Raw genomic sequence first — 18,022 nt, 5'->3', positions numbered from 1 at the left:
GTGGCACATCTGGTTATCGCATCGAACAACAAGGCGATGCGAAAGCTCGACCGGTCCGTCAAAGCCAAGGTGATGGACTTCATCGAGAAGCTCAACACAGACGACACCGGCTCGGGCCTGCACATCGAACCGATCCAGGCCTCCAAAGATCCTCGCGTGCGCACGGCCCGCGTCGACAAGCACTACCGCGCAATCTTGTTCAAGGTGGAGGACAAACTCGGCGACACCACCTACATCTATATGGGCACTTGGCCGCATGATGAGGCGAATGGCCTTGCCGAGCGATCAGTCCTACGGGTCAATCCCGTCAACGGTGTGCTCGAAGGCATCATTGGCGAGCTCGACGGCGTGGATGACCGGAAGAAGCTGGTCGCTGTCCCCGACCCAGACGGCACCCTGAAGAAGATCAAGCCCGCTGCGCCGCTGGCGAGTTACCTCGAGGGTCTCGGTTTCGCCCTCGACGATCTCAAAACACGCTTGGGCCTCGACCCGGAAATCTCAGAACTCGCATTCGAAGCATCCAGCCAGGATGCCGTATTCGAAATCGCACAAACCGCAGTGGCCTGGCAGGGCAGCGCTCTCACCGACCTCATCACCGGCATCAGTATCGAAGACATCCGTGCAAAGCACGGTCTCGACGAAGCTGCACTACCTGACGAGAACCTCGACGAGGACGAGCAGATCCTCGAAGCTCTCAAGCACCCGGCGTCTCAGCTGCAGTTCGCATTTATCGAAGACAACGAGGAGCTGCGCCGGGTTATCGAAAGCGGCGACTTCGGCGCTTGGCGAACCTTCCTCCACCCGGAACAGCGAAAGTACGCGGACGCGAACCAGAATGGTTCGTTCCGTCTGTCCGGCGGCGCCGGCACCGGCAAGACCGTCGTCGCCATCCACCGAGCACGGAAGCTGGCACGGCAGAACCCCAAAGCCAGGATCATCCTCACTACGTATAACAAGACATTGGCGATGGGACTCGAAAGCGATCTCAAGGCGCTTGATCCCGGCGTCGACATTGCGACCAAGCCCGGTGCAGTCGGTGTCTATGTGAAAGGCGTCGATGCACTCGCCAAGGCGGTACTCGATCAGGCCGACAACGTAGACGAGGCGTGCGAGGCAGTTCTTGGTGCCAGCGTCGATACGCGCGGACGTAACCGCTCTGACAAAGTGTGGCGCGAAGTTATCGAGACTGTCGACAGTGGACTCGACGCTACCCTGGCGACTCCCTCGTTCCTCGAAGACGAGTACGTAGCGGTTGTACTCGCAAACAAAGTCACGACACTCGAGCAGTACGCAAAGGTAGCGCGGCCGGGACGCGGTGTGCGCCTCACTCGTCCGCAACGCATCGCAGTCTGGAAGCTGGTCGAGGGGTACCGCCGCCACAACCGGATGGAAGGGGCCATCAGTTTCCCCGAAGTCTTGGCACTCGCCGCAGAATCCTTGCGCCTCTCTCACGAAGCTGGCAAACGTCGACTCGCCGACCACGTCCTCGTTGACGAGGCCCAGGATCTCCATGCCACACACTGGGCACTGCTCCGCGCATTGGTCGACGAAGGACCGAATGATCTCTTCATTGCAGAAGATTCACATCAGCGAATCTATGGACGCCCGGTAGTTCTGGGTCGACTCGGAATCAAGATTGTCGGCCGCTCGCGACGACTGACTCTCAACTACCGCACTACGGCGCAGAACTTGAATTTTGCTGTCGGCATCCTGGCTGGCGCTGAATACAAGGACCTCGAGACAGGTGCCGAGTCAACTGCCGAATACCGCTCGGCTCGCAGCGGACCGGTACCGCAGCTGATCGAATGCAAAGACCAGACAGAGGAACTCGACAAAGTCGCCCAGCACGTCTATGAGTGGATCGAAGACGGACTCGATCCCGAGACCATTGCTGTGCTCACCCGAAGCCAGGACGATCGAGCACGCTTCGTCCGCGCGTTGGGCGAGCGAAGCGTTGAGGCGCGCGCCTTGGACAACAATCCCCCTGCGCCAGGGTTCGTTCAGGTTCTAACCATGCACCGATCCAAAGGCATGGAGTTCTCACGGGTGGTACTCGCGAGTGTCGATGATGCCCACGTGCCGTCTGCCGCATCGCTGCGCGCGGTAGCGCCGGAGGATCGTGACGAAGCGATGCTGCGGGAGCGTTCATTGCTCTACGTTGCTTCGAGCCGGGCCCGAGACGAACTGATCGTCACTTGGAGCGGTAAGAGGTCCGAGCTGTTGGGCAAGACGAAGAAGTAGTTCTTTGGTCTGAGAGAGGCAACCGGATGGTTCGTGCACGACGCGGGGTGAATCTTCATACCGGTAACCCGACTGCGGATGCACGAACCCCCAAGTGGGGTGCCAGCGACGTTGCCGCTGCGAACGCGTCAGATCCCACTTCCCGACGATCCACACGCAGTCAACATGCCCCTGCAAAAGAGTGCGCATGGTGCGGATCGACCAGCAATCTCGGGAAGCGAGAACCGTCGCGGTGCGTACGTTGCCTCAACTTCGAATCTGTCATCGCGAATGCACATCGTTACCTAGCTGAACATGCACTCCGACCGCTCAACGCGTCAGAGGAGTCGGAGAGCGACGAAGAGCTCAAGGTTCGCCGGAATGCGCTGAGCGCTCAACGTCAACTCAATGCCGCCAAGAAGTCTCCGGCGAAAAAACCGGCGAAGCAAAGCACCCAACCAAAAGCCAAGAAACGGAAGAACCCGAACCGCAAGCGGAATGTTCCGCAACCGAAGTACCTGCAGTAGATCGCGCAGCGATCGCCGTGAAAACAACAGTGCGCCAACCGGATCGAGTGCCCATACGAGGCAACGGGTTACCTCTGACCTCACTAAGAGGGTCATCTAGTCAATCAAAATTGAAGTCGATATCGACCATGATCTTTGCGATAAGAGTTACAAGGTAACCGACCTGAGTACCATTTGGCACAGCTACTACGTTATGACTGACTGGAGATACTTCCGCTTGAACCGTGGAGCCCGGATTCTTCTCCCACACTGCTCTTTCCATTCGGTCCCGGACCGCGTCGGCCTCGTGTTCCGCATCAACCGACAAGAGGTAATTCAACGCATCGGCGATTTCATCGGGCTCGTCGGCCATCCTGCCACCGGACCAGTTGAACTCAATCACTAACTTCACCAATCTCGTTCATGAGAATTTCGACCTTGTGCAATCAAAAGCTAGCAGAAGTGCATAGACAACCGACAAGCTGCCAGCGGAACTATCAAGCAGGGCGGAATCCTTATTCCGTCACCAAAGCCAGTTCGCCTCCGCGAACACGCTCCACTTCACCACGTCCGATCAATCGGTCAACGGAAAGCTCTGTCACCGAACGGTTTTCTTCCGTTGCACGCTGCCAGCCGAACAACTTGGATACCTGCTGCGCGAGAGTGTCTCCGTCCAGCAAGCGCGCATCCTCGATCAAGCGTGTGACAGCGAGGTCGAGTTCCTCCTCCGGGATGTGTACCAACTTACGGGGCGGTTGATCAGCACCCGGTATCCGTACTACAGACAATGCATGATCCGGCAATCGGCATACGCCGTCACTCATCGGCGAAACCGAACGCCCCTTGATGTTGGCTGCAGCGAGCGCATTCTCAGCACTTCGCTTCGCGACGGCGCCGAGCCGCTGAATTCCCCACGCCTGCTTGAAGCGCTCATAGAGTACGTCGCGGTGAACCGGCGCCTCGGCCTCGACAACTTGAACGAAGTACGCTCGTAGATCCTGCTGCCCCTCAAGAGTTTTGGGATCGCGCCTGAGGCACCTCGGTGTACCTACCATCGTGTATTCCGTTGCCCAATCCGGCCGGATATCAAAATCCACTTCCTCGACCGCAATTGGTGGGGCAACCATCTCCGGAATTGCCGTTGGGGCTATCGGACGATCGCTCTCAGCTATCGCGACCTCGATCGCCTCTCGCAGTCGCTTCTCCTGTACCTCGCGATCACGCCACCAGCTCAGCCCCCAGATTCGGTGCAGCTCCCAACCGAGATTGCGGAGAACCGATTCACGAAGGCGATCTCGATCGCGGGCTGTCTTTGCCGAATGATAAGCCGCACCATCACATTCGATACCGATCACATACTGACCAGGACGGTCGGGGTGCCGCACGGCCATGTCGATCCGGTAGCCCGCAACACCGACCTGAGGTACTACGTCGTACCCCCAACCTCGAATGACATTGATAACTTGTTCTTCGAAAACGCTTTCCACATCACCATCGCCCTCGTCCAGATCAAGTGCCAGCGCCTTTTGCCCACGTTCCGCGAAGTCTAGGTAGTTCCTCAAGTGGCGTAGGCCCTCGTTAACCGTCGCGGACATCTCGGATGCACGGAACGAGGATACGACCTCCACACGTTTTCTTGCGCGGGTAATTGCGACATTGAGTCTGCGCCAGCCGCCCTCCCTGTTGAGTGGGCCGAAGTTCATCGTGAACTTCCCGTTCTCGTCAGGCCCATATCCGAGGGAGAAGATGATGATGTCGCGTTCATCACCCTGCACATTCTCAAGGCTTTTGACGAAGAATCCGTCCAGTCGATCGTGGTCACTGAGCAGGCCTGCCAGGACCGGATGTGCCGCCGACTGTAGTTCCAACTCCGCTGTTACCGCATCAGCTTGCGCAGACGAGAACGTCACCACGCCGATCGACTCCGATGGAAAGGACTGAGCGAAATAGAGCACGCGCTCAACAACTTTGGCGGCCTCGACGGGATTATCCCTCGTTGTTCCACGGCGATACGTACCTTTGACAGGGACCAGCTCAACGCCCAGATTTGGGGCGTCGAACACAGCGCCCGGAAATGTGTGCAGGCTTCCGCCGTAGAAGCGATAATTCGAATAGGTGATGAGATCTTCGTGACGGCTGCGATAGTGCCAGTTCAATGGCAGAGACGTCAGCCCACCGGCGCCCTTGGCGATATCAAGAACCGACTCGAACACATCAATCTCATCATCTTCGTCTTCGCCCGCAGCGTCATCACTAACCGAGAAGAAACTCGTGGGCGGTAGCTGCTTCTGATCCCCTGCAACGATCAATTGATTACCGCGGTATACACAGTTGACGGCGTCCGAAGGGAGCACCTGCGACGCCTCGTCAAAGATCACCACATCGAACTTGATTCCCGTCGGAAGGTACTGCGAGACGGACAGCGGACTCATCATGAAGCAGGGCTTAAGTTCCTGTACGAGGGAACCTGACTCCTCCAGTAGCTGTCGAACCGGCTTGTGTCGAGTCTTCTTCTGGGCCTCGCGAATAATTACCTGCGCCGGTCGACCAATGATGGAACGCGGCGCCCGTGCGTTGCACATCTCAATAACCCTCGCGTGGGCATCGTGCACCTGGGTTTGATCGAGGCTCTTGAAGCCTGCAACCAAGGCATCTCGATTTTCGGCCTGATAGCCAGCCAATCGGCTGTCACTTCGGACAACCTCGTCCACCCAAACTTCCAACGCCGCGTACTCGAGCGAATGCGCGACAATCTCGGGTGATCTGGGACTCTTCTCGAGTTCGGCAAGAACGTTTCCGAAACCCTTCTCCTGCATCCATTCGCGATCTCGCAAATAGTTGCACCAGTTCTCGATATCGGGAATCGCGGTGCTTTCCATATCTGCCAGTAGCTCCGCAGCTCCGTCGACATCCTCGAGCAGATCGACCTCCAACTCGGCGCTACGTCCGGTGGAGAAATGCGAAACCAGCTCCGCGCTGACCTGTTCCCACTTCGTGGCAACGCCAGTTAGTTCACTGGCCGGAACCGTCACGTACTCCAGTCTCTTCGCAACCCCAACAGAAATCGGAACCCCAACGGAACGACGCACAGCCTCTGCCCAATCTAGCTGCTGCTCAACTAGTTCGAAGTCGGTAGAGAGATCGAGGTCTATATCTCCGAAAAGCGCAGGATCCGCTGCGGCGTCCGATTCAAGGTCCGCGAGGCTAATTCGCACGCTCCGCGCGGCTGCGATCAGCGAGACGCCTTCATGCAATCCAACTTCCCGCTGTGCAATTGTGGAAACGTGCACTAGGGCATTGCGTACCGGGGTCAGTCGAGCTACACCGGCGATTGCCCACTGACTAATGCTCTCCATTGGTCTGGAGTGTGCGGCCGAATCCTCAAGGTGGCCAGACAATGCCGCAACGGTCCGGCCCCACTGGATCAACGCCGCCTTCAGTCGGTCGGCAATCAGAATCAACGCGGGGTCCGGTTCGCCACCACTCGCCAGCTGCTTAGCCAGCCGATCCGGATCTACCTCAATACCGGCGAGAGTCGCGGCACGCCGCGCATTTCCCAGCGCAACTCGCAGACTGTCGAAATCTGTTGACAAGCCTTGATAGGCACTACCCAACCGTGGTGCGTGAGACTGCTCACCAGCACCAAGCTCTTGTACAGCCTGTTGCCAGCTCGCGGCCTCCTCCAAGCGCGCGACGAGAGCCTTGTCCAACTTGCCGGACACCGTTACGTCTCTAAGGGATTTCTTGTCGGCCCGAGCTGCCTTGGAGAACTTTCCAAACCCCTTGTACACATCTCGGAATCGAACTGCCAGTGCACCTAGATCCTGTTCGAGCGCAGCGGGAGTGAAGTATTCGCGCATGGCCTCCTGGCGGCGCCTCGCGTGATCCACCATCTTGTCCATGGCGAGGATCGACTCTGCAACTTGACTCTGCAACGCCGCATTAAGCCAATGCCCTTCTGGGCGTTCTACAACGCCACCCAAGGAGGCGAGTTCTGCGAGTTCAGCCGCGCGGGCAGTGGTAAGTCCTGCAGATGGAACGCCTAGGAGCGCAGCCAGCTGGATTGCGTCGTCCTGTATTGCTGCAAGTTGTACCGGTACCTCAGCTAGCTGTCGCTCCAGAGCTTCAATCGCAGTCGGACCCATCCGACCGTCGAGAAGTGAGTCTTTGAGGCCGTTCTCGAGAACCAACAAATGAGCCTCGTCCAGCTCATTCCATCTCGGTCCAACCACGCGATCGAGTTCGTTCGACTTTGAAACGATATTCTCGACAGCTGCCTTTGCCTCAGACAACCGAACGCGAACCGGCTGCAAGGAAAGGCGTGAAAACCACTCAGCTGGAACCGCATACGAGCCCTCAAGCAACGCCAACAAAGCCGACCGCTTCCTCACTCCATCCAAGTTCCGGGTCAATCTCAGGCCGGTGGCAGTATCCACGGTGTCAAGCCTTACCGCTAGGGCACTCGCCGTCTCAGCTGCACGCGTAGCAACCCGTTTGAGTTCGCGAGCCTCAGGGGCGCCGAGATCCCGCCGAGACAACCCTCGCCACAGGAAATCATCGCCACGTTCGGAGACATGCCATAGGTTGCCAAGTCTCGTGGCAACCTCACCAAGTTGGGACAGTGCACGTGCATCTAGGCTGCTCCAGCTAATACCCCGATCTGCCGATGCATCGACATGGTCAGAAAGCTGTTCGAGCCGCCCCAGCACTTCAAACACAGATAACCCGAGCGGCGAGCGCGTTTCGTTCAGAGCCTCGGTATATCCGGTCAGTTCTTCGCGAATTCCGACGAGGCGGCCCTCGTCACCTCCGGAAAATGTTCGATGAGCAGATACCCGAGTTGTCAGCGTCGTGGCGAGCTCCTGCACCACTTGCTTTCGGGTGGCAGCATGGCTGTGCAATTCGAGAAGGAACTGCTGCAGGCCTGCGCCTTTCAACCGATCCCGAACTACGTCGAGAGCCGCGGCCTTTTCACTGACGAAAAGCACCGTCTTTCCTAGCGCGATCAACTCGGCGATCATGTTGGCAATAGTTTGGCTCTTTCCCGTACCGGGAGGCCCATCCATGACGAAACTTTGCCCGTCAGTGGCAGCGAGGATGCAACGACGCTGACTGGAATCTGCATCCAGAATGCTGAACATTTGTTCAGGCGGAAATACTTGGTCCAAGCGTTCGATTGGAGTCGGATCGAATGCAAATTCTCCCGCCGACGGTGCGTCGGGGCCGACTGCTAGGAGCTGCACCATCGGATGCGCTGCAACTGCTTCTGAATTCGCAAGAAGGTCTCGATAAATGGCTTCCTTATGGAATGTGAAACTCGAGCACACCGCACGATCAACTGTGGACCAACCCTCACGCCCTTGGATCGCTCGGGCGATCTCCGACGTCAGAGCACCAACGTCCGGCGAATCAGGATCCACGTCAGGCAACGTGACCCCATACTCCTCCATCTTCAGCTTGAGAGCCGGGTTGACCGTAATATCGTCCTCAGCGCGGAAGAGGACATACGGTGAGTCTGCACCTGTCCGCTTGAGCTGCACCGGGACCATGAGGATTGGACTCTCGACCAGAGCATCGTCGCCTGCGTCTTTCCAACGAAGCATCCCGAGACCCAAATGCAGGGTCCAAACGCCTCTGTCGGCATACGACTGCTGAGACTGCTGGTCGAGTCGACTAAGCGCTGTCTTCAGAGTGTCACTCGTTTTGTTACTCACGACGATCGACCGTGCTGGTACGGCCTCACCAGTTTCGGGCTGAGGTCTGACAGGCACGTCACCGGCGGTGACCATCTCGAGAAGTCCCTCGGTCCCTCCCAGCAGAATCTCGAGAGATGCGCTCTTCGTGTGCTTGAAATAGAGCAATCGCTGACGCCGATCAAGTGCGAGAAGCTTCTCTCGCCAGGACACAAGCTGACGATCGAGCCGAACGGCCACATCGGCGGGCAATTCGCTCCCGTCGATGTCAGACTGTTCATCATTTGACTCGTACGCCATATTTGTCCCCTTCGATAGCAAAATCGAAACCAACTCTAGACAGCTATGTCGACATCATCTTCCAGGACACCCACCGCCCAGCGTGAAATAGGTGCACCTCATCAAATGCGCGTTAGCGAACCGTGCACTAGTCCTGCCCGTCGAACGCATCGTCAATCATTCATGCTTTGTAGAAGAACCTAAACCGAAAGCACGATGCTTCATACGCGGTACACCTGCAGTAACCTGACAGCAATCGTCCCGTGTCGCCACTGAAGTGAAAGCAGCCGTGCATTACCCATGTCCTTAATCGCCTGGCTTGATACGTCCTCTGAAGAAGAACGACGAATGCGCGAGCTGGTTGCGCTATTCAGCGAACCTGGAACTCTCGACAATCTCGGAATCGGCCAGATCAGGGACGGACTCGCAGACCTCTTGTTCCCCGGGATCTCCACGGTCCAGACACGGGCACGCTACCTCGTGCTCATTCCGTGGACGTTCCAACGAGCAGCGCTGGGCAAGTCGGGTGCAGCGCTGGTGAAGGCTGCAGACCGCGAACAACGAGAGATACTGCTCGCCCTTCGAGAAGCTGGCCACACCCAAGGCCTGATTGGACGCGTCGCCGGCGCAGCTGTGCGGGTACTCCCCTCCACGATCTACTGGAATGCACTGCAGACCTACAAGATCCTGCGCCAAGACACCCGCCCACAGCACCTGCCGCAAACACGGAAGGCTGCCTCAAACGACGACGAGATACGCGACGGCTTACCGTGGTCGACACTCCCCCCACCCGAATCGTTCCCGACGGACGTGACAGAGCAAGGATTCGATCTTTCTGCGGCGGAGGCGAACTGGCTTCGCGAGCGAATGGTCGTGACCTGCGAAGGTTCATTGCTCGCGCACCTGCTGAGCCAACCGACGATGGCCGACCTCGACGTCCATAACCTCTGGGATCTCGATCTGGATGCAGCACCGCAGAAACTTCGTGACCTGGTCGAAGACACCGAGCTGTTCTCCCTTGCGCTGCACGGCGCGGCACTGCTCTACAACTTTATGGTTGGCGAAGCGTACGAGCGCCATGAGCTGACGAGTGTAGAGGCGCCCGCCCAGCATTACCGAGAAGAACTCGAGCAGTGGAGCGCGCGGTACTGGAATCATCCTCTCGTACCAACCTGGGATCGGTCGCGCCTGTGGCGCAGGTTCCCGGCGATACCATCGCGAACTCAACAGTTCGTCGAAACCTGGATCGACGGCGTCAATGCCCTCGGGGCGGGAGCGCCGACGGATTCCGTCGAGCTGCGAAGACTCATCGGCGATCGTGAGTTTCAGAACAAGGGCGCGCAGTCACGTCTGACAAACGAGAAGCAACTACGACTCTGGCAAGGCGCGTCCGGCGCCGGTCGACTCCAATTCCGTTGGCCACAAGCATCACAAATACTGAGCGACATCTCCGAAGGACTGAACCATGCTGGCGCCTGACGAACGAGCCACACTGGTGGATCAACTTCGGCCACCGGCCGGCTCAAAGCTCGTCCATCTGATGGGGACCACGTTCACCCTTGATCTACAGTCCGCGCTGTTACCTGCACTCGCTTTTGCTCCGCAGTCCCATGCGACCGATCCGCTTGCCATGCTTGCGTCTATTCGTATCTGCGCCAACACTATCGACATATTTCATCAGGCCGGACACATCCGAGTTCCTGAGCGAACCAATGCACTGATGGCCTTCCTCGAGCCCGCAGTGCATGCCGTCCGCAGTCGCCCAGGCACTCTCTTTCACCCGAAAATTTGGTTGGCAAAGTACGTCGACGACGAGGAAGTTGTCAGTTTCCGGCTCCTCGTTCAGAGCCGAAACCTGACGCGGGACAATTCCTGGGACATGGTTGTTGCACTCGACGGCACTATGGGTAGCGCACGAAATAAGACCAACAAGCCGCTGAGGGCATTGCTTCAATACCTAGCCGACGATGCCACTATCTCGCCGTTGGAGCCGACTCGGCGCGGACGCATGCACACGCTGGCCGACGACGTCAGGTATGCCGAATGGACCGCACCCGAGGGACTCTCGGATATCGAATTTCACGTGTTCGGTGTACCAGGTCACAAGCCATCGCCCAATTTCGAAGGCACCCGGCACCTCGCGATTTCACCATTCCTGGGCGACGACGGCTTCGACACTGCGATTCCGGGCGAACGTGTAATCGCAGATGTCATTAGCCGCGCGGAAGCCCTCGAACAGCTCCGCCCGCAAACTCTGAAGTGGTTCAACGCGTCGTACGTACTCAACTCTGATGCTGGAATTCCTAATCCTGAATCAGACTCGGCGAATGTACTAGGCGGATTGCACGCCAAGGCGTACATCGTTGAATACAACCACTGGGCAAGACTTTTCATAGGTTCAGCCAATGCCACCGCTGCGGCGTTCAACAAGAATGTCGAGATTCTGGTTGAAATGACCGGTGCTAAGAAGAAATTCGGAATCGACGCCATGCTCGGGAGCAGTGGGCTCGGATCCATCATCAGCCCGTACGAAGCCTCAGGCGGCGCGGAACCCGATGAAGCCGACGCCGTTCGACGCGAACTCGACAAGGTCTTGCAAGCTATTGCGTCGACTCCGTTTGCTGCGACCGTCCAACCCGCTGGAGAATACTTCGACTTACTGATTGAAACTGCCTTGCCCATGCCACTTCCCGGTGGTTTCACAGCCACGATTGAACTCACTACTCGCCCCGGGTCTGCAGTAGCCATGACGGCCGACCAACCAGTCGACTTCGTCAGCCCGGGGCTGACGCTGGTCGACGTCATGCCGTTCCTTGCAGTTCGTGTCACAGAACCTGGCGGATTGACCGGCTCAACAGTAGTTGTTGCCAATCTGATCGACGAACCCGACGAGCGCCTCGACGAAATCCTCGCATCACAGCTCAAGAAACCCGAGGATGTCCTGCGCTTCATTGCCCTGATGCTCACCATCTCCAATGGCGGGGACAGCGCAGGCGAAACCTTCGACCAGATAGTCCGCGGCCAAGGATCCCAATCCGGACCGCTCCCGGGGATTCTCGAAGCACTATTACTGGCACTAGCTACAGCCCCGGCTGTCCTGACAGATATGGACGGCTTCATTCGCCGCCTCCATCGTGACGACGCACGTCGCGACCTGTTGCCTCCAGGATTCTCCGCACTCTGGACAGATATTCACTCTGCCGCAACCGTTCTAAACGGGAGAAACTCATGAACCAGGAATTTCGTGCCGAGACAGTTCTTGCGGGACTACGCGACTTTCAACGAGACACCGTTGACCATGTATTCGAGCAGTTCTACAAACCTGATCCCAGTCGCCACTTCCTCGTCGCAGACGAAACCGGTCTCGGCAAATCGATGGTGGCCCGCGGAATCATCGCCCGCACAATCGAACACCTCCAACAGGGTCTACCAGGCACCGAGATCAACATCGTCTACATCTGCTCCAACATCGACCTAGCACGACAGAATCTCGAACGTCTCAATGTCACCGGCAACAAAGACATCACCCATACCAGCCGGTTGACGCTACTTGCTACCCATAACCGCAGACTGGACTCGGAGCGGGACAACCTGCGCGTACCTGTCAATCTTGTTTCACTAACACCGGATACATCGTTCAAGACCGGGCAACGGACCGGCCGTTCCGATGAGCGGCAACTGCTGTTTTTGCTGCTCGATCGCGAGTTCCAGTTCTCCCCGACTCAATGCGTGGCCGCGCTGACGATTCTGCAGGGTTCCGTCGCCTCATTGGATACCTTCGAAAGGGACGTCGCAGTTTTCGAGAAGAAGTTCGGCGACTCAATTGACGCGTCGATCTTGGAGGCGTTTGCTGCCACGATCAACGCTGGCGAACCGTCCATCGCCGACAGACTATTCGACCTGATGAAAAGACCGATCGACGATCCCGATCGAGATCCAGCCGTCACGAATCTCATCGCAGATATGCGGTACGAACTTGCTCATGCCAGCGTGAATTCGCTCGCACCGGATCTCGTGATCATGGATGAGTTCCAGCGGTTCACAGAACTGATGGACGAGACAACAGCCGCCGGCGACCTGGCACGCCACCTGTTCGGCCATCACGGGACACGGGTTCTGCTTCTCTCCGCAACGCCATACAAGCCGTTTACCGAGGCCGACGAGTCGAATACCGATCACTACTCCGATTTCACCAAGACGATCAACTTCCTCGCCGAAGGATCGACGCTGGTCAAATCCAGTGACATCATGACACTGCTCGAACAGTTCCGATCTGCCGTAGTCGAGGATCGAGAAGCCACGCAGACTATAACAGATCTACGAAACCTTCTCTTGTCCTTGATGTGTCGAGTGGAACGCCCGGCAGATTCAGATAGCACGATGGTTCGAGAACAACTGTCCACGATCACCGGAATCGAACTTCGAGAACTACTCGGCTACGCGGCCCTGCGTCGCCTCGCCAGGGAACTCGAGGCCCAGTTCAGTGTGGACTACTGGAAGTCCGTTCCCTACTTCATCAACTTCATGAGTAACTACCAATTCGGCCGGAAGTACGCTGCAACCGCTAGTAATGACGAGTCGCGACTACTGGACATCAGCCGCATCGACACCGCTGCTGTCAGAAAGTTTGGTGCGATCGAAGCGGGCAACGCTCGAACTCGAAGTTTCCGCGACGGAACCGTCGATAAAGGCTGGGAGAAACTGCTGTGGATCCCGCCCAGCCTTCCGTACCTGACGCCCAACGGTCCATTTGCCGATCCACATCTGGCGCAAATCACCAAGCGTCTCGTGTTCTCCAGCTGGTCGTCAACGCCTCCGGCCGTCGCTTCGGTTCTGAGCTATCACGCGGAACATCGTTTGATGCAAGGACATTCTTCAATCGTCCCCAATGATTCGGGTAGCCTCCGGGCCATCGGTTCACCGCTCGAATACAGCGGTTCCAATCCACAGATGACCACGCTTGCCTTGTTCTGGCCAATGCCACACCTCGCAGCGATGTCGGATCCACTGGCACTTGCTCGAGACCACGTCGACCCGGTTAATACCGCGTCTTTCGAAACCACAGTGGCAGAGCGCCTTAAGTCGACTATTCCTCATGATCGCGAGACTTCCACTGCGACTGGGGCACAACACTTCTACTGGTCATGGCCAATCCACATCGATCGTGAGCATTTCGACGTGTTCGATTTCAGCTCGCACGATCAAGGATGGCTACGCAATGTCCTACAGTCGCATCATGACTCAGATGCCGAGGCGACTGACGAGGCAACTAATCTCGATCCATTCCTGACCCTCGCCGAGACCACTACAACGCTGACCGACGGTCGGATCCCGCCCGACCTCGTGGAGGTGACCGCCAAACTGGCGGCACACTCTCCGGCGAACTGCGCGTGGCGGTCGCTGAAACGATTGCGCATTGCCCCGGATGTTGCTGATGGCGACATCTGGGGAGCCGCTGCCACTATCGCGTCGGGACTTCGATCAACGTTCAATCGTTGGCAATCTGCACTGCTACTGCGACAGCTCTACCCTGACTTACCGTATTGGCGACAAGTTCTGCAGTACTGCGCCGACGGCAATCTCCAGGCAGTCCTCGACGAGTATCTCGGGCAACTGACGCCGACCCACGAGAGCGAGCCTCTCGACGTCGATCAGCTCTACGTGATCGCCAATTCTGCAGCCGAGGCAATGTCACTTCGAGTCGGCCAGAGTCTTTCGCATGACCCAGTCGACGAAGCCGACGACATCCGCTTCCGGACCCACCTTGCCGTTCAGTACGGCGGGAAATCGGAGAGCGACGAGTCGTTGCGGCCGGCCCACATTCGCCATGCATTCAACAGTCCGTTCTGGCCGTTCATCGTGATCTCGACCAGCGCCGGCCAGGAGGGAATCGACTTCCACCCTTGGTGTCACCATGTGGTGCATTGGAATACACCGTCGAACCCCGTTGACTTCGAACAACGCGACGGTCGCGTCAACCGGTTCCGTGGCCATGCTGTGCGGCGCAACCTAGTCGAGCGCCACCGGATCAGCATTTTGGGCGCTCACGACGTCCACCCCTGGACGGCCGCGTACGTCATCCCAGATGAAGATCTCGGCGGACTCGTACCGGATTGGATCTACTCTGGATCTCACAAGGTGATTCGCGAACTGATGCCCTATGAGTTGAGCATCGACGGCCCTCGACTGGAGAAATCCAAAGCCGGAGTTGCCCTCTACCGCCTGGCTTTTGGGCAACCCCGACAAGAAGACCTAATCGAACTACTCCAGCATCGGGATGTCGACGCAGAAGCAGCGGCCGCCATGCGGCTGGACCTCACTCCACCTTTTAGAGAGAGAAATCGAGGTCAGTCGTCCACCTCGACACCGTAGCCGACAGCCATAGCGCCAAGTCCGTGGTTATGCCCCTGACCTACCGCCCGAAGGCGCCAAACATCTCCGCGGCGGTAGATCTCGGCGAGAACCATGGTTCGTTCGACCGTTCCGAGATCGAGTACAAATGTGGCAAATGTTCCGTCGGGACCATCAATGCTGACTGAGACTGCTCCTATGTCGCCGAAGGTCTTGTCGCCGTCGACTGCTGCTGCGATGACAACACGTTGACATTCCGCAGGCAGAGCATCGAGATCTGCGCGGACACTCTGCTCACTGTCACCGTCGACGGAAAGCTCGACCGCCCCATCCTCATCCACGGTGTTGTTGTAGAAAACGAAATCCTGATCCGAATCGACCTTGTTGGTTCCGTCCAGGAGAAACGCAACCACATCGACGTCGAATTCGTCTCCAACGTTCTCTGCCCGCCACGCAACGTTGATCGACCACGACGACTGAGTTGCAGGAAGATCGACGACCTCACCGCGCATCAAAATCGGTGCAGACAAGCGCGATTCGAGCTTCATGTGCGCCGGAACAGCGCCTGAAACCAGGGACTCGTTAACATCGGATTCCTTGATCTGTGGAAGCCCTCGTTCGATCACCCGTGCCATTCGCTTGTCGGATTCACCGCCCTCCAACACCAAAACTTCGGTGACCGCGGTTGTGAAGTTGAGTGACGGACGAGCACCGAGCTGCAGGATGCGCGACCGCATAATCACGCCGTCGAGATGACTGCCGCCGAGAATCAGAACACGGCGTCCCTGCCACGCTTTTGCCTTTCGATTCGCAAGTGGCGATGCCGTCGCGATGGTCGATGGACGGATGACGGGACGAGGTTGCGCAGGTACGACAATCTCCGGCACTAGGACCGCCCCACGCTCGACCTCGATAACCACAGGCACCGTCGGCGTTTCGGGCTCTGGAACGACCGTGGACACCACCGCCGGGGCACCCTCGTTCTTGATCTCACCGGGCACCGAACGGACCAACAAGTCTTCGAGCTGCTGCTCCGAGATGATGGGAATCCCGTCGGATGCGGCCTTTCGCACTTTCCCGCTCTGTGATGCGGCGTTGTCGCACACCACAACACTCGTCTGTCGGCTCACGGTGTTCATTACGTCGAAACCCGCGTCTGTGAGGCGGGCTGCCAGCGAAATCCGAGGTGTACGGGTCGGACCGCTGATTACTACCTTCATGCCCTGAACCAGCCCACGCGTCAGATCGAGACGTCCAGGATTCGCGAATGACGACGGTACGCGCTTGATCTGTTGTGGGTGAGCCGTGACCCGGCGGTCCTTACAGCCGACTACCGGAAGTGGAAGTTGCAGAGTGTCAGCAAGTGATGCGCTCCGCCCGAAAACCTCGACGAGTACGCGAGCATCGTCGTACGCGTCATGCGCGTTGAGCTGCTCGATCTTCCAGTACTCAGCCAACGTTGCGAGCCGATGATTGGGCACATCGAGCTCCAAGCGCCGCGAGAGCGCCAACGTGCACAGTCGCTTCTCGATCGGGGTACCGAAACCGGCACGTTGAAACTCTGCGTCGAGAAAGCCGTAGTCGAACGACGCGTTGTGCGCCACCATGGTCCGGCCCGAGAGCAAGTCGGCGAATTCCTCAGCAATGTCTTCGAAACGCGGCGCACCAGCCAAGCGATCGGGAGTCAGGTTGTGAACGTGGACGGGCCCCGGATCGCATCCCGGATTGAGCAGAGTCGAGAACTGACGCTCTACGGAACCGTCCTCACGCAGTACTAATGCGGCGATACTGAGTACACGGTGCGATGCCGACCGCATCCCTGACGTCTCGACGTCGAGAACGACCCAGCGGTGGTCCGCAGGCAGTCGAAGCGTCTCGGCGTGGCTCAACGCACTAGTCATCGAAATTCCTCCATCAGAAACCATGAAAACGATCGGCTCGGCGGTCGATTGTCATCGACATCATTCCCGAACTGTCTGACAAATCGTATTACGAAGCACTGACAGTCTGTTGGACCGATCGAAAACCTCTCGAAACGTTCGAATCAGTCCCCTCAAACTGAACTAACGAACACTCATCGCAATCTTGCGTTTGGAGTCAGACGACAGCTGAGTCTCGATGAAGTCGTTCAATCGTTCCGGCGTGGTTTCGACACGGAGCGCAACTTCCAGGATCGACCATGTGTCGTAGTTATCTTGTTCTCCGAAAGTTATGACACCGACTCCGTGCTCCGCTGCAACACTTCGCACTGACAACAAGTCATCTGCCAAGGAATCCCTGCGCACCTGTGGAATATGCAGCAATACGTAGGCATGGGTAGCGCTTCTCCTGTGAGCCAGCGCCTCGTAAACGGCCGTCACATTAATCTGATCAGCAGGCTTGACCTCAAATGAAACTACTTCGATATACTTTCCTGGAAGATAGTCGTACTCCTTCAGATTGATAGCAACAATGTCAGGGCGAGTCCATCGACCACCCGTGATGCGCCTCCCTTGGTCCGAGGTGTCTTCGACAACTATCGAATTCGATCGAGTCTCTCTACTCCATGATTCACGCAGCGTATCGACGAGCGGGCCATACAAGTGACGCTCTCTGACCCGTGGGGGAATCCGGACCCCACCAACCGATTCAACGACCTGGCCTACAAGTTCAGTTCCGTCTACCTGGTCTGGCGCGCGGCGCAGGGTTCCCCCACCCCCAAGCCCCGCAATCGCGGCCTGTTTTCGGATCAACCCTTCACGGGTTTCCCAGTATTTTGCCTTCCTCCAACGCAGCGCTTTTCGGGTAGTGATGTTCCCCTGGGCAGATCCGTCCTCAGGCAATGCTTGATAAAGCGTGTATTCGTCGGTATTCAGCTGGAAGTCGATCACTGTTTGTCTCCAATGCCGGGGAAGAATCAAGACGCCCAAGCGTAAAGCGAAATCAGCGGAATGCACTCAATTTCGAGGTGAGCACGTTCCGCTGATTTCTCAG

At 57.6% G+C, this 18,022-nt stretch carries 8 protein-coding genes; 4 read left to right on the top strand and 4 right to left on the bottom strand.

Features of this window, described 5'->3' with window-relative positions:
• Positions 1-2,241, top strand: coding sequence for a 3'-5' exonuclease (locus tag RG2_RS26040; protein WP_033236013.1), 2,241 nt, complete (start codon positions 1-3; stop codon positions 2,239-2,241).
• A gap of 606 nt (positions 2,242-2,847) precedes the next feature.
• Here RG2_RS26040 and RG2_RS26030 read toward each other — a convergent pair.
• Together RG2_RS26030 and RG2_RS26025 are read right to left on the bottom strand one after the other, a co-directional pair.
• Positions 2,848-3,129, bottom strand: a complete 282-nt coding sequence (locus RG2_RS26030; RefSeq protein WP_133637967.1) for a hypothetical protein — start codon at positions 3,127-3,129, stop codon at positions 2,848-2,850.
• A gap of 112 nt (positions 3,130-3,241) precedes the next feature.
• Complete coding sequence (locus tag RG2_RS26025; protein ID WP_051730668.1) at positions 3,242-8,719, bottom strand: DUF3320 domain-containing protein; 5,478 nt, start codon at positions 8,717-8,719, stop codon at positions 3,242-3,244.
• A 327-nt stretch (positions 8,720-9,046) separates the two neighbouring features.
• On the opposite strand from RG2_RS26025, the gene RG2_RS26020 reads away from it, so the two are divergent.
• Genes RG2_RS26020 through RG2_RS26010 form a run of 3 tightly spaced genes read left to right on the top strand, consistent with a single transcriptional unit; the run spans position 9,047 to position 15,070 of the window.
• Positions 9,047-10,177, top strand: coding sequence for a DUF6361 family protein (locus RG2_RS26020; protein ID WP_051730667.1), 1,131 nt, complete (start codon positions 9,047-9,049; stop codon positions 10,175-10,177).
• Positions 10,164-11,930, top strand: coding sequence for a phospholipase D family protein (locus RG2_RS26015; protein ID WP_051730666.1), 1,767 nt, complete (start codon positions 10,164-10,166; stop codon positions 11,928-11,930). The genes RG2_RS26020 and RG2_RS26015 overlap by 14 nt, the downstream gene beginning before the upstream one ends.
• Complete coding sequence (locus tag RG2_RS26010) at positions 11,927-15,070, top strand: helicase-related protein (RefSeq protein ID WP_051730665.1); 3,144 nt, start codon at positions 11,927-11,929, stop codon at positions 15,068-15,070. The genes RG2_RS26015 and RG2_RS26010 overlap by 4 nt, the downstream gene beginning before the upstream one ends.
• Here the strand turns inward: RG2_RS26010 and RG2_RS26005 are convergent.
• Positions 15,046-16,950, bottom strand: a complete 1,905-nt coding sequence (locus RG2_RS26005) for a TerD family protein (RefSeq protein WP_033236010.1) — start codon at positions 16,948-16,950, stop codon at positions 15,046-15,048. The genes RG2_RS26010 and RG2_RS26005 overlap by 25 nt on opposite strands.
• A gap of 162 nt (positions 16,951-17,112) precedes the next feature.
• Positions 17,113-17,919: a hypothetical protein gene (locus tag RG2_RS26000; RefSeq protein WP_033236009.1), complete on the bottom strand. Its 807-nt coding sequence runs from the start codon at positions 17,917-17,919 to the stop codon at positions 17,113-17,115.
• Positions 17,920-18,022 lie beyond the last annotated feature (103 nt).

Origin of the sequence: Rhodococcus globerulus NBRC 14531 (assembly GCF_001894805.1) — a bacterium.
GTDB lineage: Bacteria > Actinomycetota > Actinomycetes > Mycobacteriales > Mycobacteriaceae > Rhodococcus_F > Rhodococcus_F globerula.
This window is presented reverse-complemented; position numbering and strand designations above follow the sequence as displayed.

Excerpts from the sequence above, each read along its gene's own strand:
- RG2_RS26020 (WP_051730667.1), top strand. The coding sequence starts at position 9,047 with ATGCGCGAGCTGGTTGCGCTATTCAGCGAACCTGGAACTCTCGACAAT.
- RG2_RS26005 (WP_033236010.1), bottom strand. The coding sequence starts at position 16,950 with ATGACTAGTGCGTTGAGCCACGCCGAGACGCTTCGACTGCCTGCGGAC.
- RG2_RS26025 (WP_051730668.1), bottom strand. The coding sequence starts at position 8,719 with ATGGCGTACGAGTCAAATGATGAACAGTCTGACATCGACGGGAGCGAA.
- RG2_RS26015 (WP_051730666.1), top strand. The coding sequence starts at position 10,164 with ATGCTGGCGCCTGACGAACGAGCCACACTGGTGGATCAACTTCGGCCA.
- RG2_RS26010 (WP_051730665.1), top strand. The coding sequence starts at position 11,927 with ATGAACCAGGAATTTCGTGCCGAGACAGTTCTTGCGGGACTACGCGAC.